The sequence below is a fragment of the Pseudothauera nasutitermitis genome (assembly GCF_004801295.1).
Taxonomy (GTDB): domain Bacteria; phylum Pseudomonadota; class Gammaproteobacteria; order Burkholderiales; family Rhodocyclaceae; genus Pseudothauera; species Pseudothauera nasutitermitis.
In genome coordinates this window covers 1-23257 of record NZ_SSOC01000005.1, presented here as the reverse complement: position 1 = coordinate 23257, position 23257 = coordinate 1, and the positions used below count along the sequence as shown (strand labels likewise).

The 23257-nt window shown below is 66.1% G+C and carries 20 protein-coding genes and 1 rRNA gene; 11 read left to right on the top strand and 10 right to left on the bottom strand.

Annotation, left to right across the window (positions count from 1 at the left end):
* The first annotated feature begins 1 nt into the window (after position 1).
* The 5 genes from E6C76_RS13320 (at position 2) to E6C76_RS13300 (ending at position 7055) form a co-directional block, all read left to right on the top strand.
* Positions 2 to 2209, top strand: coding sequence for an MtrB/PioB family decaheme-associated outer membrane protein (locus tag E6C76_RS13320; RefSeq protein WP_136348733.1), 2208 nt, complete (start codon positions 2 to 4; stop codon positions 2207 to 2209).
* A gap of 116 nt (positions 2210 to 2325) precedes the next feature.
* A complete protein-coding gene (locus tag E6C76_RS13315; RefSeq protein WP_230976277.1) occupies positions 2326 to 4314 on the top strand; it encodes a cytochrome C in 1989 nt (662 codons plus the stop codon).
* Between the two features lie 296 nt (positions 4315 to 4610).
* Positions 4611 to 4823, top strand: coding sequence for an AbrB/MazE/SpoVT family DNA-binding domain-containing protein (locus E6C76_RS13310; protein WP_136348732.1), 213 nt, complete (start codon positions 4611 to 4613; stop codon positions 4821 to 4823).
* Complete coding sequence (locus E6C76_RS13305) at positions 4823 to 5212, top strand: type II toxin-antitoxin system VapC family toxin (RefSeq protein WP_136348731.1); 390 nt, start codon at positions 4823 to 4825, stop codon at positions 5210 to 5212. Before E6C76_RS13310 ends, E6C76_RS13305 begins: the two co-directional genes overlap by 1 nt.
* Before the next feature lie 454 nt (positions 5213 to 5666).
* Positions 5667 to 7055 carry a fused MFS/spermidine synthase gene (locus E6C76_RS13300; RefSeq protein WP_136348730.1) on the top strand — a complete coding sequence of 463 codons (1389 nt, stop codon included), beginning with the start codon at positions 5667 to 5669 and terminating at the stop codon, positions 7053 to 7055.
* 5 nt (positions 7056 to 7060) lie between these two features.
* On the opposite strand, the gene E6C76_RS13295 is transcribed toward E6C76_RS13300, so the two are convergent.
* The 6 genes from E6C76_RS13295 to E6C76_RS13270 form a co-directional block, all read right to left on the bottom strand.
* Positions 7061 to 8347, bottom strand: coding sequence for a HAMP domain-containing sensor histidine kinase (locus E6C76_RS13295; RefSeq protein ID WP_136348729.1), 1287 nt, complete (start codon positions 8345 to 8347; stop codon positions 7061 to 7063).
* Positions 8344 to 9018, bottom strand: coding sequence for a lipopolysaccharide kinase InaA family protein (locus E6C76_RS13290; protein WP_136348728.1), 675 nt, complete (start codon positions 9016 to 9018; stop codon positions 8344 to 8346). Before E6C76_RS13290 ends, E6C76_RS13295 begins: the two co-directional genes overlap by 4 nt.
* A complete protein-coding gene (locus tag E6C76_RS13285) occupies positions 8999 to 9691 on the bottom strand; it encodes a class I SAM-dependent methyltransferase (RefSeq protein WP_136348727.1) in 693 nt (230 codons plus the stop codon). The genes E6C76_RS13290 and E6C76_RS13285 overlap by 20 nt, the downstream gene beginning before the upstream one ends.
* 92 nt (positions 9692 to 9783) lie before the next feature.
* On the bottom strand, positions 9784 to 10455 hold the full coding sequence (locus tag E6C76_RS13280; protein ID WP_136348726.1) for a response regulator transcription factor: 672 nt from the start codon (positions 10453 to 10455) through the stop codon (positions 9784 to 9786).
* Positions 10456 to 10594: 139 nt separating this feature from the next.
* The gene (locus tag E6C76_RS13275) at positions 10595 to 10894 is read right to left on the bottom strand and encodes an acylphosphatase (RefSeq protein WP_136348725.1); all 300 of its coding nucleotides are present in this window, start codon (positions 10892 to 10894) and stop codon (positions 10595 to 10597) included.
* Positions 10887 to 12581, bottom strand: coding sequence for a SulP family inorganic anion transporter (locus tag E6C76_RS13270; RefSeq protein WP_136348724.1), 1695 nt, complete (start codon positions 12579 to 12581; stop codon positions 10887 to 10889). The genes E6C76_RS13275 and E6C76_RS13270 overlap by 8 nt, the downstream gene beginning before the upstream one ends.
* On the opposite strand from E6C76_RS13270, the gene E6C76_RS22575 reads away from it, so the two are divergent.
* On the top strand, positions 12577 to 12711 hold the full coding sequence (locus E6C76_RS22575) for a hypothetical protein (protein ID WP_269140168.1): 135 nt from the start codon (positions 12577 to 12579) through the stop codon (positions 12709 to 12711). The genes E6C76_RS13270 and E6C76_RS22575 overlap by 5 nt on opposite strands.
* Positions 12712 to 12719: 8 nt before the next feature.
* Here E6C76_RS22575 and metG read toward each other — a convergent pair whose 3' ends face one another.
* Both metG and E6C76_RS13260 read right to left on the bottom strand, forming a co-directional pair.
* On the bottom strand, positions 12720 to 14894 hold the full coding sequence (gene metG / locus E6C76_RS13265; RefSeq protein WP_136348723.1) for a methionine--tRNA ligase: 2175 nt from the start codon (positions 14892 to 14894) through the stop codon (positions 12720 to 12722).
* Positions 14895 to 15036: 142 nt separating this feature from the next.
* Positions 15037 to 15603 (bottom strand): OmpA family protein, encoded by a 567-nt coding sequence (locus E6C76_RS13260; RefSeq protein ID WP_136348722.1) that lies wholly within the window; start codon positions 15601 to 15603, stop codon positions 15037 to 15039.
* Between the two features lie 151 nt (positions 15604 to 15754).
* On the opposite strand from E6C76_RS13260, the gene apbC reads away from it, so the two are divergent.
* From apbC to E6C76_RS13245, 3 genes are all read left to right on the top strand, one after another.
* Positions 15755 to 16846 (top strand): iron-sulfur cluster carrier protein ApbC, encoded by a 1092-nt coding sequence (gene apbC, locus E6C76_RS13255; protein WP_136348721.1) that lies wholly within the window; start codon positions 15755 to 15757, stop codon positions 16844 to 16846.
* 123 nt (positions 16847 to 16969) lie between these two features.
* Positions 16970 to 17536, top strand: coding sequence for a dCTP deaminase (gene dcd, locus E6C76_RS13250; RefSeq protein WP_136348720.1), 567 nt, complete (start codon positions 16970 to 16972; stop codon positions 17534 to 17536).
* Between the two features lie 141 nt (positions 17537 to 17677).
* The gene (locus tag E6C76_RS13245) at positions 17678 to 19930 is read left to right on the top strand and encodes an arginine/lysine/ornithine decarboxylase (protein WP_136348719.1); all 2253 of its coding nucleotides are present in this window, start codon (positions 17678 to 17680) and stop codon (positions 19928 to 19930) included.
* Between the two features lie 51 nt (positions 19931 to 19981).
* Here the strand turns inward: E6C76_RS13245 and E6C76_RS13240 are convergent, their stop codons facing one another.
* Positions 19982 to 20485 (bottom strand): dihydrofolate reductase, encoded by a 504-nt coding sequence (locus tag E6C76_RS13240; protein ID WP_136348718.1) that lies wholly within the window; start codon positions 20483 to 20485, stop codon positions 19982 to 19984.
* Complete coding sequence (locus tag E6C76_RS13235) at positions 20482 to 21276, bottom strand: thymidylate synthase (protein WP_136348717.1); 795 nt, start codon at positions 21274 to 21276, stop codon at positions 20482 to 20484. Before E6C76_RS13235 ends, E6C76_RS13240 begins: the two co-directional genes overlap by 4 nt.
* 119 nt (positions 21277 to 21395) lie before the next feature.
* Between E6C76_RS13235 and E6C76_RS13230 the strand changes: the two genes are divergently transcribed.
* Positions 21396 to 22793 (top strand): hypothetical protein, encoded by a 1398-nt coding sequence (locus E6C76_RS13230; protein ID WP_136348716.1) that lies wholly within the window; start codon positions 21396 to 21398, stop codon positions 22791 to 22793.
* Positions 22794 to 23192: 399 nt separating this feature from the next.
* Positions 23193 to 23257, top strand: a 16S ribosomal RNA gene (locus E6C76_RS13225); the annotation flags it as partial.

The following is a 23257-nucleotide window of genomic DNA, read 5'->3' as shown; positions in this document are numbered from 1 at the left end:
CATGAACATGCACAAGAGCTTCCGCCTGAGCGCCGTGGCCATGGCCCTGTATTCCGCCTTCGGCGGCACCGCCTGGGCCCAGGAAATGGATGAACTGGACGAACTGATCAAGCCGGAAAGCAAGGTTTCCGTGGGCATCGGCGTCTGGTCGAAAGACCGGGCCCAGCAGGGTATCTACGACGGCATGCGCGAGGGGGACAAGGCGTTCTGGCTGCTGGATGCGGACATCGTCAAGCGGGACGAGGTCACTGGAACGTGGATGACCCTGAAGACCGACAGCCTGGGGGTGGACGGCAGCCGCTCGCTGCAGGGGGAATACCTGCGCCAGGGGGATATCGGCATCAAGCTGGAATACAACCGTATCACCCGCGAATCGCCCCAGACCTTCAACACCCCGCTGCAGGGCGCCGGCACGACGAAGCAGACCGTCGTCAATACCGGGCTCGACACGGCCCCGCGCCGCGACCTCACCCTGGGGACCCTGCGTGAGCAGACCAGCCTGGGGCTCTACAAGAACCTCCTGCCGGGGCTGGACCTCAACATCAACTACCAGCACGAGGAAAAGACCGGCACGCGTGCCTGGAGCCCGGGCCATTCCGTGCATTTCGTCACCGAGCCCGTCGACAGCACCACGCGCCAGATCGAGACGGCCCTCTCCTACACCACCAAGAAATGGCAGTTGCGCGGGGGCTACAACGGCAGTTGGTATAAAAACAACAATCCGCTGGTGCGGGTCGGCTACACCGGCGCGGGGTCCGTCACCAATCCGACCTATCTCTCCTTCCCGGGAGACAACGAGGCGCATCAGTTCTTCCTGAACGGCGGCTACAACTTTACGCCGACCACGCGCGCCACCCTCAAGCTGGAGTACGCCCGCGCCATCCAGGACGATTCCCTGCCCACCAATGGCGTCACCGACTGGCCGTCTGAACACCAGCGGGCCGTTGGCCCGGACAAGTTGGATGGCAAGGTGGATACCAGGCTGGTCCATCTGGGCCTGACCTCCCGGCCGTTCAAGAACTTTTCCCTGAACGCCAGCCTGCGCTACCACGATGTCGAGGACAAGACGCCGATCCGCACCTACTCCACGGCGGGCGCCGCGTACAACGCCACCTCTCCGGATTACGTGCGCAACTCCTACACGACCGTCACCAGCAAGCTGGAAGGCACCTACCGCTTCGCCAAGGTCTACAGCTTCACCGCCGGGGTGGAGGACAAGCGTCAGGACCGGGACCGGCCCCTGCGCGTGACCGGCGCGGAGAAAGAGATCGTGGTGCCCCTGCGCAGCCAGGTGGATGAGACGACGGGGCGGCTGGAGCTGCGCCGTTCCCTATCCGACGTCGCCAACGGGCGCATCTCCTACCTGCACAGCCGCCGCAGCGGCAACCGCTACAAGCGGGCGCTGTGGGACCACTCCGACGACGTCGGCCTCGGCGGCCTGCAGGACATCCGCAACCTGACTAACCCCTTGCACATGGCCGGGCGCGACCGCGACCGGCTGCGGCTGAGCGTGGACTGGTCGCCGTCCGAGGCGCTGTCCTTCCAGTTCAGCGCCGAGGAAGGGCGGGATGACTACGACAACCAGGCCACCATGACCCACGGCCTGGACAAGGGGACGAACCGCCTGTACAGCATTGATGCGGTCTACACGGTGAGCGACGAACTGAAGCTCACCGCCTGGTACAGCTACGACCAGAACAAGGCCGAGCAGTCCCACTACCGCACCCATACCACGGGCGGATCCGGCGGCGGCTTCGGCGATCCGGCGGTCAAGTACACGGACCTGCAGGATACGGGCAACTCCCTGGGCCTGGGCCTGCGCTGGGAATTCACTTCCCGCCTGAACTTCGGCGCGGATCTGGAATGGTTCCGCTCGGTCAGCAAGTATGGCCAGGATGTCTCCCCGCTGGCCGCTGGCGGCGTGGCCGTGTTCCCCACGCAGGCCAACCTCTCGCTGGGCGTGCCGGACATCGAGAACAAGCTCCTGCGCCTCTCGCTGTTCTCGACCTACGCGATCGACAAATCCGCCGACGTGCGCTTCGACTTCATCCACGAACGCTGGAAGACGGATGACTGGACCTGGCAGTTCGCCGACGGCTCGCCCTTCGTCTATGGCGCCAACGCGAACGTCGATGGCACCACGGTCTATACCAAGCCGAAGCAGGTCTCCAACTTCTTCAGCGTGCGTTACATCTACAAATTCCAATAAATAAAAGGCTCGGGCCGCCGAGACTCCGCCGCGTCCATGATTCACCGGGACGTCGGGGTCTTGGCGGTTCCAGGACTGCCGCAGGCGGCCGGAGAGCCCGTTTCTGGAACAGTGATATGCCAACCAAGAATCTCGTGGCGCGCCTGCTGATGGTCTGCGCCTGTGTGGCGGGCTTCGCCACGGCCCACGCGACCGCGGCCTCGCCGGCCAGTCCGCACGCAGCCCTGGATGATGCCACCTGTCTCTCCTGCCACGCGGATGGTGCGGAGGAAATCGAAGTGCCCGGCCTGGACGACGAGCCGAGGCCGCTTGCCACGATCCATGCGGAGCGCTTCGGCAAGGGCGTGCATGCCGGCATGAGCTGCGTCTCATGCCATGCCGAGATCGTCGACGCCCAGGAAAACCACGTCAAGGCCGAGGGCGTGGCGCCTGCCGAGTGCTCCAGCTGCCACGCGAAGCTGTGGGACGAAGCGCAGGCGCGCGGCGAGTCGAAGAACAAGGACCGCCTGGGCGTGGTGGCCGCCAACATCGCCGCGTACAAGGACTCCTTCCATGCCCGCCCGGATACCGATTATCCGGACCGGCCCAAGGCTGCCTGCAGCGACTGCCACAACACGCACGATTTCGCCGTACCCAAGGCGGGCACGCCGGAGCGCGAGCAATGGCGGCTGTCCATTCCGCAGACTTGCGGGCTGGCCTGCCACGAGGACCAGTTGGAGGACTTCGAGACCTCGGTGCATGGCCAACTGGTGATGGGCGAGGGCGACGCCAAGGGGGCGGTGTGCACCGATTGCCACACCACCCACGAGGTGCGCGGCGCGTCGTCCGATCCGTTCAAACTGGAGAACATCGAGGCTTGCGGCGGCTGCCACCTGGCGGAGCTGAACAGCTATCGCGACACCTACCACGGCCAGGTCAGCAAGCTGGGCTGGACCTACACGGCCAAGTGCTCCGACTGCCACGGCAGCCACGGCATCCTGGGGGCGGAAGATCCGGACTCCAAGGTGCACATGGACAACCGCCTGAAGACCTGCCAGCAGTGCCACAACGACCGCAAGCCGGGCATGGTCACGGCCACCGCGGGCTTCGTCACCTTCGGCCCGCACGCCAACAGCCACGACTTCGAGAAGTATCCGCAGATGTGGATCGCCACCCGCTTCATGGTGGGGCTGCTGATCGTCGTGTTCGCCTTCTTCTGGACGCATTGCGCGCTGTGGTACTACCGCGAGTGGAAGGAGCGCAAGGAACACAGGCTGGAGACCCATGTGGATACCGCCACCCTGGCCTTGCCGGAGAAGCACTTCCGCCGCTTCCCGTGGGGCTGGCGCGTTGCCCACCTGGTGTTCGCGCTGGTGACCATGACGCTCATCGTCACCGGCACGGCGGCACTGTTCGCCCATACCGACTGGGCGCCGCAGGTGGCCGCGGCCCTGGGCGGTCCGCGCAACATGGGCATCGTGCACCGGATCGCCGCGGGCTTCTTCGTCGGCATCTTCCTGATCCACTTCCTCTACGTGATGCAGAAGCTGCTGCGCGACAGGAACTTCCGCTGGTTCGGCCCGGATTCGCTGTTGCCCAACTGGAAGGATCTGGACGACTGCGTGGGCATGTTCAAGTGGTTCCTGGGCAAGGGTCCGAAGCCGAAGTTCGACCGCTGGACCTATTTCGAGAAGTTCGACTACTGGGCGGTATTCTGGGGGGTGAACGTGATCGGCTGGAGCGGGCTGATGCTGGCCTTCCCGCACGTCACCGCGAGCTTCCTGCCGGGCTGGGTGTTCAACGTGGCGACGCTGGTGCATGGTGAGGAAGCCTTCCTCGCGGCGGTGTTCCTCTTCACCGTGCATTTCTTCAACAACCACTTCCGCCCCGACAAGCTGCCGCCGCCCGACGTGGTGATGTTCACCGGCACGCAGTCGCTGGAAGAGTTTCGCCGCGAGCATCCGGCCCAGTACCAGCGCCTGCTGGCCAGTGGCGAGCTGGAGAAGTATCTGGTGGATGAGCCGTCCAGGCCGCTGCATGTCGGTTCGGTGGTCCTGGGGCTGACGCTGATTACCATCGGGCTGGTGCTGCTGGTGCTGGTGGGAGTCGGTTTCTTCACCCACTGACGGCGGCCGGCATGCCGCCGGCGTGCCATCGCATGGAAAAGGCCGGGGAGACTTCCCCGGCCTTTTTCTGTTTCAAGCTGACTCCAGCGCCGAACTTCGCTGGACTACGATCTAGCCTGCTGTGTCAGGTTTATCAATGATTTACGTGAGTCCAGGGGCGTGGTGGTGCGCGGCGGCAGCGTGAGCTGGGGATTCGGCTGGCAGCGGGGGATGGAGGTGGGATGAACGTGGCTGGCTGCCCAGGGCGCAGGGGTGTATTCTTACCAAATCGTTATCGACGCTTTGAGGGTACGAAAATGACCGCCACCGCCACCCTGTCCAGCAAGTTCCAGATTTCCATCCCCAAGGCCGTGCGCGAGGAGCAGCACTGGGAAGCCGGGCAGGAGTTCGTGTTCATTCCCAAGGGCAAGGGCGTGCTGGTCATGCCGGTGCTCGAGCTGGAGCAGTTGGCCGGCATCGCCAAGGGGGCGCGCACCGACGGCTACCGCGACCGCGAGGACCGTTACTAATGGCGGCGCCGCTGCGCGTGGTCGATACCTCGGCCTGGATCGAATGGCTCACCGGCAGCGCGGTCGGCAAGAAGCTGGGCAAGCAGTTCCCGGACAAGCCGCAGTGCATCGTGCCCACCATCGTGCAGCTCGAACTGTCGAAGTGGCTGGTGCGCGAACTGGGCGAGGAACAGGCCGACCAGGTGATTGCCTACACGCAAAAATGCGTCGTTGTGCCGCTGGATACCCGCATCGCCCTGTTGGCGGCAGACCTGCATCGCGAGCACAAGCTGGCCACCGCCGATGCCATCGTCTACGCGACGGCACGGCACCAGGGCGCCGAACTGCTCACCTGCGATGCGCACTTCAAAGGGCTGCGGGACGTGGCCTTGTTCGCCAAGACCGCCTGAGAGCGTGAAGGAAATGTCTCGCACGCTCGCACCTTTCATGTGGCTGCTCGCCGGCAAGAAGGAGATCCAATGCCCGCGAATCCATCTCGATGGATGGTTCGATGGTGCCCCGCCTATCTTTGAAAGTTCCGGAGCTTTGACGATCAGCTAACAAAGCTCATCGAGCTTTTGTATCGCCCGACGGCGATTCGGAGCGGCTACGCGTCCAGCGGGACGGCAGTGTCCGTACCGGCAGGCGAGTGAGCAGGTCACCGCCGAGCAGTTGCGCGTGCTGCTGCCGGTGGAGGTGTGCCGTGCGTTGATGGCCGGCTGGCTGGAAACCCGCAAGGTGGCGGGCAACATGGTGGAACGGCATTGACAGCGCGCCGCCTGTCCGGATCATCGGCCCGGGGGCACGCACCGGGTGATGTGACCCCCGATGCGTTGCCGATTTCTGCGTCCTCTGGTCCAGTTCATGTCCTCTGCCGAAAATGCCGGCCCCGCGCCGGCGAGTGCCCTGCCAGGCGCCTTGCTGTTCGTCATGGTGTTCGTCGAAGGCTTCTCCTCGCTCGGCGCGGAGATCATCGCCCTGCGCCGGCTGGTGCCCTACATGGGCAGCGCGATCACCGTCACCGCGCCCACCATCGGCTTCTTCCTGCTGGCCCTGGCGCTGGGTTATCACGCCGGGGGGCGGGTGGCGGGCGATTACCTGGCGCGGGTGCGGCGCAACTTCCTGATCTCCGCCGCGCTGATCGCCTTCGGCCTGGCCGGGCCGGTGGTCGATGCGCTGTTCGCCGCGCTGCAGCCGGTGCTGCTGGCCTATCTGGTGTTCGTTCTTGGCGTGCTGTGCCCGGTGGCCTGGCTGCTCGGGCAGACCGTGCCCATCCTCACCAACCTGCTGCGCCACGAGCATGTGGGCGCGCGCAGCGGCATGGCCCTGTACTGGTCCACGCTGGGCTCCTTTCTCGGCTCGCTGTCGCTTTCGCTGCTGGTCATGCAGTGGCTGGGGGTTTCCGCCGCGGTGCTGGTATGCGCCGGCATGCTGCTGGCGGTGGCGCCGTTCATCGGCCCGGCGCCGGGGGGCGGACGGGAATGGTTCGCCGCGCTGTCGATCGGCCTGGGGGCGCTGGGGGCGAATCTGCTGCTGCCCCAGCACACCGAAACCGCCTATGCCACGTACCGGGTGGAGCAGGTGCGTCTGCCCGGCCTGCAGCAGCCCCGGGTTTTCTGGGTCAACAATTCAGTGGCGTCGATCATCGACCGCCACGAGCCGCCGCGCTACAGCCGCTACATCGAGCGCCTGCGCGCGCGATTCGAGGAAATGGGGCTGCGCGGCAGGCGCATCGCGGTGCTCGGCGCGGGCGGGTTCACGCTGTCGCACCGCGCGGAGGAGAACGAGTTCGTCTATGTGGACATCGACCCGGCGATCCGCGAACTGGCCGAGCGCGATTTTCTTGGGGAGCCGATCCGGGGCCGCTTCGTGGCCGACGATGCGCGCCAGTTCGTCGCCACGACGCGCGAGCGCTTCGATGTGGTGGTGGTCGATGCCTACAGTGCGCTCACCAGCATTCCGGCGCATCTGGTCACGCGGGAGTTCTGGCGCGATACGCGGCGCGCGCTGGCGCCGGACGGCATCCTGTTCGCCAATCTGCTGCTCGATGCACGTCTGGCCACGCCTTATGCGCGCAACCTGCTGGCGACCATCGAGGCCGAATATGGACGCTGCGCGGTGGAAATCCTGTTTCACGACCGGTCGCTGAGCAATGTGCTGGTGCAGTGCTTCGCCGATGCACCGATGGATGAGGCTGTCCTGTATTCGGATGAGCGCAATCAGGCCGATCTGGACGTGTTGCGTTCGCGCTAGGATGCTCAGTCGGAGGGCATGGCGCGGGCCGCGTCCGGCAGGAACAGCAGATCGAAGATGGTGCCGCCAGTATCGCCGCGCCGGGCCTGCAGCAGCCAGCCGAGGCGTTCGCAGATCAGCCGGACGATGAACAGCCCCAGGCCGTCTTCCGGGATCCGCCGGTCCTGCGGGCCGCTGAGGCGCGCGCGGATGTGCTCCGGCAGCCCTGCGCCGGTGTCGATGATGCTCAGGCTGTGCGGACCCAGTGCGATGCGGACCTGCCCCGTGGTATGGCGTACCGCGTTCTGCACCAGATTGCGCAGCAGCATGCGCACCAGCGCCGGATCGGCATCGATCACGGGAGCCTGGGCGGGCCAGACGCATTCGATGCGCTCCTTCAGGGCCGGATTTCCGCCACTGAGATCGGTGATCACCGCGCGTACGCTGGCGGCCAGGTCGACCGCCTCGCTCTGCTCGTGCTCGCTGGAGCGGCGGGCGAGCTTGAGCAGGGTCTGCACATCGGCATGCATTTCGTCGGCGGCGCGGCGGATGCGCGCCACCGTCCGGCGGTCGGCCTCGCCGAGTGAATCGCGTTGCTCCAGCACGTCGAGCGCGCCGGAGATGACGGCGACCGGCGTGCGCAGTTCGTGGCTGGCCAGGCTGACCAGGGATTTCTCGCGCTGCACGTAGGCGTCGAGTTCATTCAGAAGCTGGTTGAGGGTATCGGCGATGTTGGCCAGTTCGGCGTCCGCGTAGGGTGTCTGGATGCGGGCGTAGAGGGTGCCCGGGCGAACGCGGGCGATCTCGCGGGCCAGATTCTCCAGCGGGCCGACGACGCGCCGGGTGCCGATGCGTGCGAGCAGCAGCACCATGCCCAGGGCGAAGAGGGCGAACAGGCCGACGCCGATTTGCAGTACGTCCTCGCGATTTTCCATCAAGGTGATTTCCTGGGCGAGGTACAGGACGCCGGGTGGTTCGGTGGTGCGCTCAATGGAAATCAGAAAGGTCAGCGCTCCCACTTCCACCTCAGCGGAAAAGGGGATTTCACGACCCTGGAACAGGGAAGGGAGCTCGAACTCCTCATCACCATCCGGAATGTATACGGCGTTCAGCAGCGCGGTGCTCCAGGTGCGCGCGCGCGCCTCGGTAATGCGCTCTTCGAGGAACCTGCGCTCCAGTGCGAGCTCCTGCTGCAGGATGGTTTCTTCCATGTCCTCGTACACGAACTCCAGAACCATCAGCGTGACCCCGACGTTGATCAGGCTGATGGCGAAGAGCGTGCGGAACAGGCGGCGGGATAAGGAGGTTTTCACACGCTGTCGATCTGGCGGGCGTGGGCTTCCATCAGAACGCGCCAGTCCTGATCATCGAGCAGGGACTGGCGTCTGCGCAGTTGGGAGAGGTCGTGACGGGCGGCCCGGTTGCGGGTCAGGCGCGGTCGCATCTTTTCCAGATCGAGCAGGGCGACGTCCAGTTCGCCTTCGCCGTTCGGACGGATCATCACATGCTTGTCGTACAGACAGCTGTGCTGCAGACGGGCGCGGTGCAGGCGGCCGAGCAGGGTGCCCAGCTTGCGTGCCAGCAAGACGCGTTGTTCGGTGGGCAGCGAACCAAACTCCGACATCGCCCGGTATCCGTCCAGGGCTTCGGTCGCCAGTACTGCCTCGACGCCGCCCCGAGTGCGTCTGGCTTGATGAAACACCGGGCGTGGCGCCGGGATGCCCAGGCTTTCCAGCGCGCACAGGTAATGCCATTCGCGACTGACCGTGGGGTGGCCGAACGGATGGCGCAGGTTGCGGTACAGGTGATTGAGCTGACGTTTGATGTACAGGATGCGCCCGTTGACCTCGGCGCGGACCACCCCACTCCAGCCGCCGCGGCGTTCGTTCGGGGGTTCGACCCAGTCGCCGGGCAGCGACCACCAGTATTCGAAATCGGAAATCGTGTGAATTGAGTGCGAGAGGTCAGCTTCTTCGCAAGACATAGGTACGCCACATGGAATGCATCGGTAGGAAGTCCAGGTGGGCGGCGACGTCGAAGCCGGTGAACGCGAATTCGGCTTCGACCGTGGAGCGGCGAAGCACGAAACGGTTCTGGTATCCATGCTGGCCGCGCGTTTTGCGGCGTTCTTCCTGCCGCTTGCGCCGCCAGCTCATGTAGTTGCCATCCACCCACAGCGAGAGTATCACCGTGCCGCGGGTTACGCGATGGAATTCGCGCAGCATGCTCAGGCGGTGCTCGGCTTCGCCGATGTGATGCATCAGGCGCATGCAGAAAATGCTATCGACCGACTGATCCGGCAGGTCGATGGAGAAGGCTGAAGTGTGCAGCGGGCGGATGCGTTCAAGCAGGCCTGCATCGGCGTTCTTGAGCGCCACCTCCAGCATGGCGGCCGAATTGTCGGCGGCGATGATCTGGCGTTCGGGGTGCTCGGCCAGGGTTTCCCAGAAACGCCCGGCACCGCAGGGCAGATCGAGCACCAGTCGGGGTTGGCCGGCGAGGGCGAGCGCGCGGCGTGCGAGTTGCTGATCGCGCAGGTTGGACAGGCGGCGGCGCAGGTCTCCCTGGTGCTTGTCGTGGTAGGCCTGCGAATGGTTCGGGGTGTACTTGTCGCTGAACGGCAGCTCGATGCTGGCCGAGGCGGTGTTGCGGGACATGACGGCTCCAGCGGATGCGTGAGCGCGTAGCTTGGTCCAGCGGTAGTCAAGGAAAAGTCGGGGGGATGTGAAGAAAACGTCAAGGCGGCGGGTCAGCGTTCGGCCAAGCGGTAGCCGATGCCATGCACGGTATGCAGCAGCGCGCTTTCGAACGGCTTGTCGATCTGCTGGCGCAGCGCGTGGATGTGGCTGCGCAGCGCGTCGCTGTCCGGCGGGCTGTCGCCCCACAAGGCTTCTTCGAGCACTTCGCGGCGGACCACGGCGGGGCTTCTGCGCATCAGCTCGGCGAGCAGCTTGAGGCCGATCGGTCCGGGGTGCAGCACCTGCCCGGCGCGGCGCACTTCGAGGGTGTCCAGATCGTAGCTCAGATCGCCGACGCGCAGTTCGTGGCGCGCGCCGCCCTGGCTGCGCTTGAGTACCGCTTCGATGCGTGCGGCCAGTTCGGGCAGGGCGAACGGTTTGGTGAGGTAGTCGTCGGCCCCGGTGCGGAAGCCTTGCAGGCGGTCGTCGAGCGCGTCGCGCGCGGTCAGCATGATCACCGGGACGTTCCTGCGCTCGCCGCCGCGCAGGCGCTCGCACAGGCTGAAGCCGTCCAGCCCTGGCAGCATCACGTCGAGCACGAGCAGGTCGTAGTGCTGGGTGGCCGCCAGATGCAGGCCGGTCAGGCCGTCGGCGGCGCAGTCCACCACATAGCCCTTCATGCCCAGGTAGTCGGCGAGGTTGGCGAGGATGTCGCGATTGTCTTCGATGACCAGCAGGCGCATGGCGGTTTCAAAAGGTTGGGTGGGGGGATTTCCAGCAGGCGGTGGCGGGCGCCCTGGTGGCGCGGGGGCGTCGCGTGCCGAAGCGTTTCCGCAGCGCGGGCAGTTCGTGCTGCCGCGCGGCGAGGCCGGGGCGGAGCGTTCAGGCGTCCGGAAGGATGTGGAAGCCCGTGTCTGCTGGGGCCTCCCTGTCGGAAACGTCGATGCGCTCCACACGTGCCTTGGGGGGTCCCTGGTGGGCCCAGGCGATGAATTCGGCCACGGCCTGTGCGGGGCCGGCCACCAGCGCCTCGACGCTGTCGTCCTGCAGGTTGCGGGTCCAGCCGGCGAGGCCGAGGCGATCGGCCTCGGCCTTGGCGCTGGCGCGGTACCACACGCCCTGCACATGCCCGTGGATGTGCAGGTGGCGGACGATGGGGCTGGTGGAAGTGGCATCAGGCATAGGCGATCTCCGCGTCCCGGCCGCCGAGCTGTCCCGCGCGCGCAAGCGCCTCGGCCAGATTGGCGACCACGTTGGGTTCTCCCAGTTTGTCGAAAAAGCCGGAGCGGCGCACCAGGGAGGCGGGCTGGGTGTTCAGGTCGCACAGGATGAGCTGGGCGCCGCGCTTGTCCAGGTTGCGCTGCAGGGTCTGCAGGATGTCCAGGCCAGTGGTGTCGATGTTGATCACCTTGTTGAGGTCGAGGATCACCACCTCCGGATGGCCGTCCTGCATCAGCAGCAGGTTTTCCAGTTTGTTCGCCGCGCCGAAGAACAGGCTGCCGTACATGCGGTAGGCCACCACGCGCGGGCTGCCGTCGGCGCGCAGGAGGTTTTCGGCGCCGGGCCGCGCATCCAGGGAGATGCGTTCGATGCGGGTCAGGTCCGACATGCGGTAGATGAAGAACAGGCTGGCCATCACCAGGCCGATCTCCACCGCCAGGGTCAGATCGAACACCACGGTGATCAGGAAGGTGCCGAGCAGGATGGTGCGATAGTTCAGCGAATAGCGCTTCAGCTCGCCCGGTGCGAACGCGTGCCATTCGCCCATGTTCACTGCCACCACCACTACGATGGCCGACAGCGTGGCGAGCGGGATGTGGCTGGCCAGCGGCGCCAGCACCAGCACGATGGCGAGCAGCACCCCGGCATGCACCATGCCGGCCACCGGGGTGCGCCCGCCGGTGCGGATGTTGGTGGCGGTGCGCGCGATCGCCCCGGTGGCGGCGAAGCCGCCGAACAGCGGCGCGGCGACGTTGGCGATGCCTTGCGCCATGAGTTCCTGGTTGGGGTCGTGGCGGTCGTCGACCTGGCTGTCGGCCACGCGCGCGGAGAGCAGCGATTCGATGGCGCCGAGCAGCGCGATGGTGATCGCCGGGGTGATCAGCTTGCCCAGCGTGCTCAGCGACAGCTCAGGCAGGCCGAAATCCGGCAGGCTCTGCGGGATGCCGCCGAAGCGGCTGCCGATGGTGTCCACCGGCAGGGCGAACAGCGCGTTGAACGCGGTGGCGATGATCAGCACGGCCAGCGGGCCGGGCAGGCGGCGCATCCAGGCGTAGCGCGTGGCGGCCAGGCGGTTCCAGCTCAGCAGCACGGCCAGCGAGGCCACCGCGAGTGCCACGGTGGGCAGGTGGATGGTGTGCAGATGGGTGCCCAGCGCCTCCATGCGGGCGAAGAATTCGCCGGGCAGCTGTTCGATCTCCAGCCCGAGGAAATCCTTGATCTGCGAGATGAAGATGACCACCGCGATGCCGTTGGTGAAGCCGATGACCACCGACAACGGGATGAAGCGGATCATGCTGCCGAGCTTGAACGCGCCCATCGCCAGCAGCAGCACGCCCGACATCATCGTGGCGATCAGCAGGTTGGCCACGCCGTAATCGACGACGATGGCGTAGATGATGGGGATGAAGGCGCCGGTGGGGCCGCCGATCTGCACGCGCGAACCGCCCAGTGCGGAAACCAGGAAACCGGCGACGATGGCCGTCCAGATGCCGGCGGCCGGGCTCAATCCGCTGGCGATGGCGAAGGCCATGGCCAGCGGCAGGGCCAGCACGCCCACGGTGACGCCGGCCGACAGGTCGGCGGCGAAGGCCGCCCGGCCGTAGCCGGGCAGGGTGTCAAGCAGCTTGGGGCGGAACGCGATCATGATGCCTCCGGATTTCTTCCATGAACTGGCGGGCGAACAGCGCGGCTTGCGGGCGAAGATGCCCGAAGCCGTTGTGCTGATGCGCGATCCAGCGCTTGGAAGGAGTCAGAGGCATGAAAGCGTGTTTTGCTGACGCGGGGCTTACTTGACCCGCATGCCGGGCGCCGCGCCCGCGTCCGGCGACAGGATGTACAGGCCCGGCGTGGCGCCGTCCGCGTCGGAGGCGGCCAGCACCATGCCTTCGGAAAGGCCGAACTTCATCTTGCGCGGCGCCAGGTTGGCGACCATCACGGTGAGCCGGCCGACCAGCGCGGCCGGATCGTAGGCCGACTTGATGCCGGCGAACACCTGGCGCGCTTTGGGGTTGCCGGCCTCGTCGGTTTCGCCGATGTCCAGTTGCAGGCGGATCAGCTTGTCGGCACCTTCCACGTGCTGGGCATCGACGATGCGCGCGATGCGCAGATCCACCTTGGCGAAGTCGTCGATGGAGATGTGCGCGGCGGCGCTCGTTTGCGTTGCCTCGGCCGCCTGGGCGTCGTGCTGCTGCTTTTCCGCGTGGCGCTGCTGCGAGCTGTTCGTCTTGGCCGGCTCGGCGGCGGCCGGGGCGAGCGATTCGCGGTTGGCCGCCAGCAGGGCGTCGATCTGCTTGCGCTCCACGCGGGTCATCAGGTGCTGGTAGGCGTTGATGGCATGGCCGGCGGGCAGCGGGTGCCAGCCGGCGTTCCAGGTCAGCGGCTCGATGGCCAGGAAGGCTTCCACCTTGGCGGCCAGGGCCGGCAGCACTGGCTTGAGGTACAGGGTGAGGTCGCGGAACAGGGTCAGCGCGGTGCTGCACACGCTGTGCAGCTGCGCTTCCTGGTCTGCCTGCTTGGCCAGTTCCCACGGCTTGTGGTCATTGACGTACTGGTTGGCCAGGTCGGCCAGGCGCATGATCTCGCGCAGCGCGCGGCCGTAGTCGCGCTCCTCGTAGGCGCGCGCGATCAGCGCCGCTTCATAGGCGGTCTCGAACTCGCCGGTGGCGCGCGGGTCGCTCGCGCCCAGCCTGCCGTCGAAGCGCTTGGCGATGAAGCCCGCGCAGCGGCTGGCGATGTTGACGAACTTGCCGACCAGGTCCGCATTGACCTTGGCGATCAGGTCGTCGAGGTTGAGGTCCACGTCTTCCATGCTGCCGTTGGACTTGCTGGCGAAGTAGTAGCGCAGCCATTCTGGGTCCAGTTTCTGCTCGGTGTAGGAGCGCGCGGTGATGAAGGTGCCGCGGCTCTTGCTCATCTTGGCGCCGTCCACGGTCAGGAAGCCATTCACGCACAGCTGGGTGGGCGTGCGGTAGCCGGCAAACTGCAGCATGGCGGGCCAGAACAGGGCGTGGAAGTAGAGGATGTCCTTGCCGATGAAGTGCACCATCTCGGTGCCGGTGGCGGCCGCGCGTGCGGGGTCGGTGTAGTCCTCCACGGCGATCTGCTCACCCGCCGCGCCGCGCTTGCCGGCCAGGTGGCGGAAGCTCGCCAGGTAGCCGATCGGCGCGTCCAGCCAGACGTAGAAGTACTTGCCCGGTGCGCCGGGAATCTCGAAGCCGAAATAGGGTGCATCGCGCGAGATGTCCCAGTCGGAGAGCTTGTTCTCGTCCTCGCCGCCCAGCCATTCCTGCATCTTGTTGGCCGCCTCGCTCTGCAGGCGGCGCTGGCCGTTGGCGTTGGTGCCGCGCGTCCATTCGCGCAGGAAGGCTACCGCGCGCGGATCGGAGAGGCGGAAGAAGAAGTGCTCGGAGCTGCGCAGTTCCGGCTTGGCGCCGGACACCGCGGAATACGGGTTCTTCAACTCGGTGGGCGCGTAGGCCGCGCCGCACACCTCACAGTTGTCGCCGTACTGGTCGGCCGCGCTGCACTTCGGGCACTCGCCCTTGATGAAGCGGTCCGGCAGGAACATGTTCTTGACCGGGTCGTAGTACTGCTCGATGGCGCGCGTGTCGATGAAGCCGGCGGCCTTCAGCTTGGCGTAGAAATCTTCCGCGTAGGCGCGGTTTTCCTCGCTGTGGGTGGAGTGGTAGTGGTCGAAGGCCACGCCGAAGTCGGTGAAGTCGCGCAGGTGCTCGCCATGCACGCGGGCGATGAGCTGCTCCGGGCTCACGCCTTCCTTCTCGGCGCGCAGCATGATGGGTGTGCCGTGGGTGTCGTCCGCGCATACGTAATGCACCGTGTTGCCGCGCATGCGCTGGTAGCGCACCCAGATGTCGGCCTGGATGTAGCCCACCAGGTGGCCGAGGTGGATGTCGCCGTTGGCGTAGGGCAGGGCGCTGGTGACGAGGATCTTGCGGGACATGTCGTATGGGCTGAGGCGAAAACCGAAATCTTAACAAACGCTGGCGCCCGCACGCGGACGATTGTGGCGCAGGAGCGGGCTTGCCCGGGATAACAGCGTCCGAACTGCCACGGATCGCGGCCAAGGCTGCTCCTGCAGGGGGCTAGTAAAGTGGGCGCAGGATCAGTTCGACCCGCCGGTTGGTGGCGCGGCCCTCCGGCGTGCCGTTGTCGGCGATCGGTTCGGCCTCGCCGCGTCCGTCGGCGGACAGACGCAACAGTTCGACGCCGCGGCCGCGCAGGGCTTCCATGACCGCCTCCGCGCGTTCGATGGACAGTCGCAGGTTGAAGAGTTCGCTGCCCAGGCTGTCGGTGTGGCCGATCACCTCCACCGCCGCCATCGGCTGGGTGCGCAGGACGGCCGCGATGCGGTCGAGCCGGGCGGCGAGTTCGGCGCGCGGGGTGTTCTGCCCGGAAGCAAAACCGTCGGCTGCCGGAATGCGCAGGCGCAGCGCGCCCTCATCCTGTCGATCCAGCTGGATGCCCGGCAATGCCTCCAGTTCGCGGGCCAGCCCGGCGGAGATGCCCGCCCAGTCGATCACCGGGCGGGCCGGCGTGGAGGCGGGGCTGCTCGCAGGGGGCGGCGGCGTGTCGCCGGGTACGGTGGCACAGGCCGCGAGCAGCGCGCAGAGCAATGCGGCGAGCGGCAGGGAGCGGAACGGCACGGACATGGTCGAAGCCTGGAAAGCGCAAGGCGGGGATGGTAGCGCGCCGCGCCCGTGTCGATAAACCCTGCCGGCGAAGAGGGTGAGCGCCGTCCGGCGCTCCGGTATCATCCGCTGCGTTGCGCCCGCCCGGCGGGCCCCCTGAGGACCGAATCAAATGAGTGTGACCGTCGAATCCATCAACGATGCGCTGAAGAGCGTGATCGATCCGAACACCGGCAAGGATTTCGCCTCCGCGCGAGGTATCCGCGACCTCGCCGTGCGCGACGGCCGGGTGAGCTTCACGGTGGAACTGGGCTATCCGGCGAACAGCCAGATCGAGCCGATCCGCGCCCTGTTGGCCGAGGCCGTGGGCAAGCTGCCGGGCGTGACCAGCGTGGAAGTGGACGTGCGCAGCAAGATCGTCGCGCATGCGGTGCAGCATGGCGTGAAGCTGCTGCCCGGCGTGCGCAACATCATCGCCGTGGCCTCCGGCAAGGGCGGCGTGGGCAAGAGCACCACGGCGGTCAACCTGGCGCTGGCGCTGGCTGCCGAGGGCGCGCGCGTCGGGCTGCTGGACGCCGACATCTACGGCCCCTCGCAGCCGCAGATGCTGGGCATCGGCGCCGAGCGCCCGCAATCGCTGGACGGCAAGAGCATGGAGCCGCTGGAGGCGCACGGCATCCAGGCGATGTCCATCGGCTTCCTGGTCGATCAGGAAACGCCCATGGTGTGGCGCGGCCCGATGGCCACGCAGGCCCTCAACCAGTTGCTCAAGGACACCAACTGGAAGGATCTGGACTACCTGATCATCGACATGCCGCCGGGCACCGGCGACATCCAGCTCACCCTGTCGCAGAGCGTGCCGGTGACCGGCGCGGTGATCGTCACCACCCCGCAGGACATCGCCCTGCTGGACGCGCGCAAGGGGTTGAAGATGTTCGAGAAGGTCGGCGTGCCCATCGTCGGCGTGGTGGAGAACATGAGCATCCACATCTGTTCCAACTGCGGCCACGAAGAACACATCTTCGGCACCGGCGGCGGGCAGAAGCTCTGTGCGGACTACGGCATCCCCTTCCTCGGCGCCCTGCCGCTGGACCTGCACATCCGCCAGCAGGCCGACGGCGGCGCGCCCACCGTGGTGGCCGATCCGGACGGCCGGGTGGCCGCGCTGTACCGCGAGATCGCCCGCAAGGTGGCCGTGCGCGTGGCCGAAAAGGCCAAGGACATGAGCCACAAATTCCCCAACATCGTGGTGCAGAACACCTGAGCACCGGGCGGCGGACGGGCCCCTGCCGGCCCGTCCGCCGCGGCGCTTTCGATTCGCGTGCGCTTGCCCTACACTACGCGGATTTTTCACCCGCCGGCCCCGGCGGCCAAGGAATTCGCGCCGATGTCCATCAAGTCCGACAAGTGGATCCGCCGCATGGCGGAACAGCACGGCATGATCGAGCCGTTCGCACCCGAGCTGGTGCGCACCAACGAGAATGGCCGCATCGTGTCCTACGGCACCTCGAGCTACGGCTACGACGTGCGCTGCGCGAACGAATTCAAGATCTTCACCAACATCAACTCGACCATCGTCGACCCCAAGGATTTCGACGCGCGCAACTTCGTCGATTTCACCGGCGACGTGTGCATCATCCCGCCGAACTCCTTCGCGCTGGCGCGCACCGTCGAGTACTTCCGCATTCCGCGCAGCATCCTCACCGTGTGCCTGGGCAAGAGCACCTACGCGCGCTGCGGCATCATCGTCAACGTCACCCCGCTGGAGCCCGAATGGGAAGGCCACGTGACGCTGGAGTTCTCCAACACCACGCCGCTGCCGGCCAAGATCTACGCCAACGAGGGCGTGGCGCAGATGCTGTTCTTCGAGTCCGACGAGGTCTGCGAAACCTCGTACAAGGACCGTGGCGGCAAGTATCTCGGACAGACCGGCGTGACCCTGCCGAAAATCTGAACGCCCACGCGCGACGGCGGAATCATGGGGGCCGGTTGCCGGCCCCTTGTGCTTTCCGGCGGTAACGCGGCGGCAACCACCACACGGGTAACATGCCCTTTTGCCCCGGCACCGCGCCGGGGCGGGACGCAGGAGAGAAGGATGCGCTTTCATTTCCCGGTCATCATCATCGATGAAGACTTCCGCTCCGAGAACACCTCGGGCCTGGGCATCCGCGCGCTGGCCAAGGCCATCGAGGACGAAGGCATGGAGGTGCTCGGCGTCACCAGCTACGGCGACCTGACCTCCTTCGCCCAGCAGCAGAGCCGCGGCTCGGCCTTCATCCTGTCCATCGACGACGAGGAGTTCTCCTCGTCGGAAGCCTCGGACAAGGCCATCGCCGGGCTGCGCGCCTTCGTCGAGGAAATCCGCTTCCGCAACGCCGACATCCCCATCTTCCTGCACGGCGAGACACGCACCAGCCGGCACATCCCCAACGACGTGCTGCGCGAGATGCACGGCTTCATCCACATGTTCGAGGACACCCCGGAGTTCATCGCGCGCTACGTGGTGCGCGAGGCCAAGAACTACCTGGAAACGCTGGCCCCGCCGTTCTTCCGCGCGCTGACCCACTACGCGGCGGACGGCTCCTACTCCTGGCACTGCCCGGGGCACTCGGGCGGCGTGGCTTTCCTGAAGAGCCCGGTGGGGCAGATGTTCCACCAGTTCTTCGGTGAGAACATGCTGCGTGCCGACGTGTGCAACGCGGTGGAAGAACTCGGCCAGCTGCTCGACCACACCGGCCCGGTGGCCGCCTCGGAGCGCAACGCCGCGCGCATCTTCAACTGCGATCACCTGTACTTCGTCACCAACGGCACCTCCACGTCCAACAAGATGGTCTGGCACACCACCGTGGCGCCGGGCGATATCGTGGTGGTGGACCGCAACTGCCACAAATCCATCCTGCACTCCATCATCATGACCGGCGCGGTGCCGGTGTTCCTCACCCCCACGCGCAACCACTACGGCATCATCGGCCCGATTCCGCTCGCCGAGTTCTCCATGGAGAACATCCGCAAGAAGATCGCCGCCAACCCGTTCGCCAACGGCGCCGGCGGCAAGAAACCGCGCATCCTGACCATTACGCAATCCACCTACGACGGCGTGCTGTACAACGTGGAAGCCATCAAGGAGATGCTGGACGGGCAGATCGACACCCTGCACTTCGACGAAGCCTGGCTGCCGCATGCGGCCTTCCACGATTTCTATGGCGACTACCACGCCATCGGCGCGGACCGCCCGCGCTGCCGCGAATCCATGGTGTTCTCCACCCAGTCCACCCACAAACTGCTGGCCGGCCTCAGCCAAGCCTCGCAGATCCTCGTGCAGGACTCCGAGACCCGCAAGCTGGACCGCGACATCTTCAACGAAGCCTATCTGATGCACACCTCCACCAGCCCGCAGTACGCCATCATCGCCTCGTGCGACGTGGCCGCGGCGATGATGGAGCCGCCGGGCGGCACTGCGCTGGTCGAGGAATCGCTGGCCGAGGCCGTGGAATTCCGCCGCGCGATGCGCAAGGTGGAGGCGGACTTCGGCGCCGACGACTGGTGGTTCAAGGTGTGGGGGCCGGAATATCTGGCCGAGGAGGGCATGGGCACCCGCGAAGACTGGATGCTCAAGGCCGGCGAGCGCTGGCACGGCTTCGGCGAACTGGCCGAAGGCTTCAACATGCTCGACCCGATCAAGGCCACGGTGATCACCCCGGGGCTGGACGTGGATGGCGACTTCGCCGATTCGGGCATTCCCGCCGGCATCCTCACGCGCTATCTGGCCGAGCACGGCATCATCGTCGAGAAGACCGGGCTGTACTCCTTCTTCATCATGTTCACCATCGGCATCACCAAGGGGCGCTGGAACACCCTGGTGACCGAACTGCAGCAGTTCAAGGACGACTACGACCGCAACCAGCCCCTGTGGCGCGTGATGCCGGACTTCATCGCCAAGCACCCGCGCTACGAGAAGGTCGGCCTGAAGGACCTGTGCGCGCAGATCCACAGCTTCTACAAGGCGCACGACGTCGCCCGCCTGACCACCGAGATGTATTTGTCGGACATGGTGCCGGCCATGAAGCCGGCCGACGCCTTCGCCAAGATGGCCCACCGCGAGATCGAGCGTGTGGCCATCGACGAACTGGAAGGCCGGGTCACCGCCATGCTGGTCACCCCGTACCCGCCGGGCATCCCCCTGCTGATCCCGGGCGAGCGCTTCAACGGGACGATCTGCCGCTACCTGCGCTTCGCGCGCGACTTCAATGCGGCCTTCCCGGGTTTCGAGACCGACATCCACGGCCTCGTACGCGAGGAGCGCAACGGTGAGCTGCACTACTTCGTGGATTGCGTGCGCCAGGATTGAACGACGCACGATGAAAAAAGGCCGCCCCAGGGCGGCCTTTTGTATTCCGGCTCAGTGCGCGCGCCGTCGGCGATAGGTGACGAAGTCGAAGTCGAACTCGTTGTCGGCGTCGGCCTGGCGCGGTTCGCGGGCAATTTCCTCGAACTGCTGGCGATCGAATCCGGGGAAGTGCGCATCGCCCTCCACGTCGGCCCACACCTCGGTGAGCATGACCGTGTCGGCCTGGTCGATCAACTGGCGGTACAACTCGGCGCCGCCGATCACGAACACGCGTTCGGCGCCGCCTGCGGCCCGCAGTGCCGCCGCCGCGCTGGTGAAGCCTTCCGCGCCGTCCGCCCGCCAGGCCGGGTCGCGGCTCAGCACCAGATTGCGCCGTCCCGGCAGCGGTCGGCCGAGGGATTCCCAGGTCTTGCGCCCCATCAACACCGGATGCCCGGTGGTGGTGGCCTTGAAATGCGCCAGATCGGCGCGCAGCCGCCAGGGCAGCGCGTTCTCGCGGCCGATCACGCCGTTGCGCGCCACCGCGGCGATCAGCACCAACTCTGGATTGTTCATACTGCTACCTCCGCCTTGATGTGCGGGTGCGGATCGTAACCTTCCAGGGTGAAGTCCTCGAAGCGGAAGGCAAGCAGATCCTTCACCGCCGGGTTCAGGCGCAGCGTCGGCAACGGGCGCAGCTCGCGGCTCAGTTGCAGGCGGGCCTGATCGAGATGGTTGGCGTACAGATGGCAGTCGCCGCCGGTCCACACGAAATCGCCCGGCTCGTAGCCGCACACCTGCGCCATCATCAAAGTAAACAGCGCGTAGGAAGCGATGTTGAACGGTACGCCGAGGAAGATGTCCGCGCTGCGCTGGTAGAGCTGGCAGGACAACTTGCCGTCCGCCACGTAGAACTGGAACAGCGCGTGGCAGGGCGGCAGCGCCATGCTGCCGACTTCGCCGGGGTTCCACGCGCACACCAGATGGCGGCGCGAATCCGGGTTGTTCTTCAACCCTTCCACCAATTGGGCGATCTGGTCCACCGTGCGTCCGTCGGCGGTCTCCCAGCGCCGCCACTGCTTGCCGTACACCGGACCCAGGTCGCCGTTCTCGTCGGCCCATTCGTCCCAGATCGACACCCCGTTGTCCTTCAAATACTGGATGTTGGTGTCGCCGCGCAGGAACCACAGCAGCTCATGGATGATCGAGCGCGTGTGCAGCTTCTTGGTGGTCAGCAGCGGAAAGCCTTCCCCCAGATCGAAGCGCATCTGCCAGCCGAACACCGACAAGGTGCCCGTGCCGGTGCGGTCGGTCTTGCGGTGCCCGTGTTCGAGCACATGCCGCATGAGTTCGTGGTACTGGCGCATGAATCCGTTTCCCGTGGGGTGAAGTCATGATTCTAGCGCGGACTGCCTATGCTAATCTCCGGGCATTCGATCGCCTGGCCGAACACACCGGCCGGCGCGGCGCGCGAGGGAGAACAGGAATGGAAGAAGCAAGGCTCACCGCTGCTGAGCGGCCATCTCCGGCCGCCTCCGGCGGTGCGGGGGCGTCCACCGCCAGTCAGGCCATCGCCGGGTTGCAGGCCTTGGCAGCCTCGCTGCGCGGCCTGATGATTCCGGACCGCCTGCCGCCTTCCGCCCGCCTTTCGCTGATTTCCCAACTGGAAGACGATGCGCGCGAGAATCTCGCCCGCGTCCTCGACCATCCCGCAGGCCTGCCGTCGCGCGGCCTGGCCGGCTGGCCGCGTCTGGCCGACGAAGCATGCGCGGTGTCCGGCATGCTGCTCGATGCCTATGCCGGCCTGGCCGGGCAAGGAGGGGCGAGCGAAGACGTCGCGGAACAGATCGACCTGCGCTTGTGCGCCGCCGCCGCCCAGCGCGTGAAATGGGAATTCCTGTCCTGCGGCCCTCGTCATGCCACCCTCTGGCGGTTGATCGGCGAATTGCGCGGGCGCCGCCCGGAGCATCGCGCATTGCATGCGGAGTATCTGCGCGCGGTGGCCTACGCGAGTTGTGGCATGGATCAGATTCCTCCCAATGCCGTCGGCGCCGTGGACCGCCTGATCGATCTGCTGCTGCCCCATCTTTCCCTGCTTTCCTCGCCCGCGGGCAGCAGCCTGTACGGTATCGTTCCCGCGGATGGCGAGCCGCCGCGCCGTCTGGTGGAGCACGGCGAGCAGATGGCCGGCATGCTGCACCTGATCCCCGGCGCCGCGGTACGCATTCTCAATGGGCTCAGCGGGCAACTGGCCCAGGGCAGCGTACCCGCTGAACTGGCTGGCAATGGACGTCACGGCGAAGCGGGGCTCGCGCTCGCCTTGCAGACCTTGCTGCGTCACTGGTCCAGCATGCCCCCACTGCGCCGCTACCGGCGGCATCTGCTCGATGGCCGCCTCGAAGCCGTGCGTGGCTTCGATGAATTGAAGACCCTGCTGCAGGGCGGCGCCTGCACGTCGGCGAGCGGTGAATGGCAGATGTACGATGTCAGTCGGGGAGGCATCGGCGCCCTGGTTCCCCGCGCAGGGGACGACGCAGTGCAGATGGGCGACCTGGTCGGCCTGCGTTCGGCAGATGGAGATGCCTGGCACCTCGGCATCGTTCGACGCAAGCGGGCAACTGGCGAGGGGCGGCTGGTCGGCGTGGAAACCGTGTCCCAGCGTCCGGAAATCATTTCCGCCGACGATGGCCGTGCCGCAGCTGAAGTCCTGCTGTGCGATCCGTTGCTCAAGGGCGAGGCAGTCCGCGTGCTGGTGTCTCCGGATGCGCTGATGTCCGGTGTGCCCCTGTTCGTCAGTGCCAACGGCGGTCTGCACAAGCTCAAGCCGCTCGATGCGGCGGCGAGCGGACGCGACTTCGAACTGCGCGTCTATCAGGTGCTCTGAACGGGCGGTTCCTGCCCGGCATCCTGGGACGCAGCTTGCCGGCTGCGGATTTCCGTTGCCAGGTTGACAGTTTTTTTTCTATGCCTATAATTCGCGGCTCTTTGCTGCAGGGCGGTGTGTTTTCCGGCCCTCTGGTCGAGCGCAGAAGCGGCTTTCGGGCGATTTGGCGGTTTGGGTTGTCCGGGGTTGGTTGGTTTGAGGGGGGTTGACGAGTTTTCTGGATTGCCCCACAATCTCGCTTCTTCGCTGCTGGTGCAGCAGTTCTTTAAAAAGTTGAACAACCGATAAGTGTGGGTGCTTGGTTGTTGTGCGGCCGAGCCATCTTCGGATGGCAATGGTTTCGCAATGATTCAAGTGCTCGCGAAAGTCAGTAATGATTTTTGAGTACTTTGCTGGATTGAACTTAAGAGTTTGATCCTGGCTCAGATTGAACGCTGGCGGCATGCTTTACACATGCAAGTCGA

Excerpts from the sequence above, each read along its gene's own strand:
- E6C76_RS13235 (WP_136348717.1), bottom strand. The coding sequence starts at position 21,276 with ATGCGCCAGTACCACGAACTCATGCGGCATGTGCTCGAACACGGGCAC.
- E6C76_RS13310 (WP_136348732.1), top strand. The coding sequence starts at position 4,611 with ATGACCGCCACCGCCACCCTGTCCAGCAAGTTCCAGATTTCCATCCCC.
- E6C76_RS22575 (WP_269140168.1), top strand. The coding sequence starts at position 12,577 with ATGATGCCTCCGGATTTCTTCCATGAACTGGCGGGCGAACAGCGCGGC.
- E6C76_RS13305 (WP_136348731.1), top strand. The coding sequence starts at position 4,823 with ATGGCGGCGCCGCTGCGCGTGGTCGATACCTCGGCCTGGATCGAATGG.
- E6C76_RS13245 (WP_136348719.1), top strand. The coding sequence starts at position 17,678 with ATGCGCTTTCATTTCCCGGTCATCATCATCGATGAAGACTTCCGCTCC.
- E6C76_RS13290 (WP_136348728.1), bottom strand. The coding sequence starts at position 9,018 with ATGTCTTGCGAAGAAGCTGACCTCTCGCACTCAATTCACACGATTTCC.
- metG (WP_136348723.1), bottom strand. The coding sequence starts at position 14,894 with ATGTCCCGCAAGATCCTCGTCACCAGCGCCCTGCCCTACGCCAACGGC.
- E6C76_RS13320 (WP_136348733.1), top strand. The coding sequence starts at position 2 with ATGAACATGCACAAGAGCTTCCGCCTGAGCGCCGTGGCCATGGCCCTG.
- E6C76_RS13240 (WP_136348718.1), bottom strand. The coding sequence starts at position 20,485 with ATGAACAATCCAGAGTTGGTGCTGATCGCCGCGGTGGCGCGCAACGGC.
- E6C76_RS13280 (WP_136348726.1), bottom strand. The coding sequence starts at position 10,455 with ATGCGCCTGCTGGTCATCGAAGACAATCGCGACATCCTCGCCAACCTC.
- E6C76_RS13285 (WP_136348727.1), bottom strand. The coding sequence starts at position 9,691 with ATGTCCCGCAACACCGCCTCGGCCAGCATCGAGCTGCCGTTCAGCGAC.
- E6C76_RS13300 (WP_136348730.1), top strand. The coding sequence starts at position 5,667 with ATGTCCTCTGCCGAAAATGCCGGCCCCGCGCCGGCGAGTGCCCTGCCA.
- E6C76_RS13230 (WP_136348716.1), top strand. The coding sequence starts at position 21,396 with ATGGAAGAAGCAAGGCTCACCGCTGCTGAGCGGCCATCTCCGGCCGCC.
- dcd (WP_136348720.1), top strand. The coding sequence starts at position 16,970 with ATGTCCATCAAGTCCGACAAGTGGATCCGCCGCATGGCGGAACAGCAC.
- E6C76_RS13315 (WP_230976277.1), top strand. The coding sequence starts at position 2,326 with ATGCCAACCAAGAATCTCGTGGCGCGCCTGCTGATGGTCTGCGCCTGT.
- apbC (WP_136348721.1), top strand. The coding sequence starts at position 15,755 with ATGAGTGTGACCGTCGAATCCATCAACGATGCGCTGAAGAGCGTGATC.
- E6C76_RS13275 (WP_136348725.1), bottom strand. The coding sequence starts at position 10,894 with ATGCCTGATGCCACTTCCACCAGCCCCATCGTCCGCCACCTGCACATC.
- E6C76_RS13260 (WP_136348722.1), bottom strand. The coding sequence starts at position 15,603 with ATGTCCGTGCCGTTCCGCTCCCTGCCGCTCGCCGCATTGCTCTGCGCG.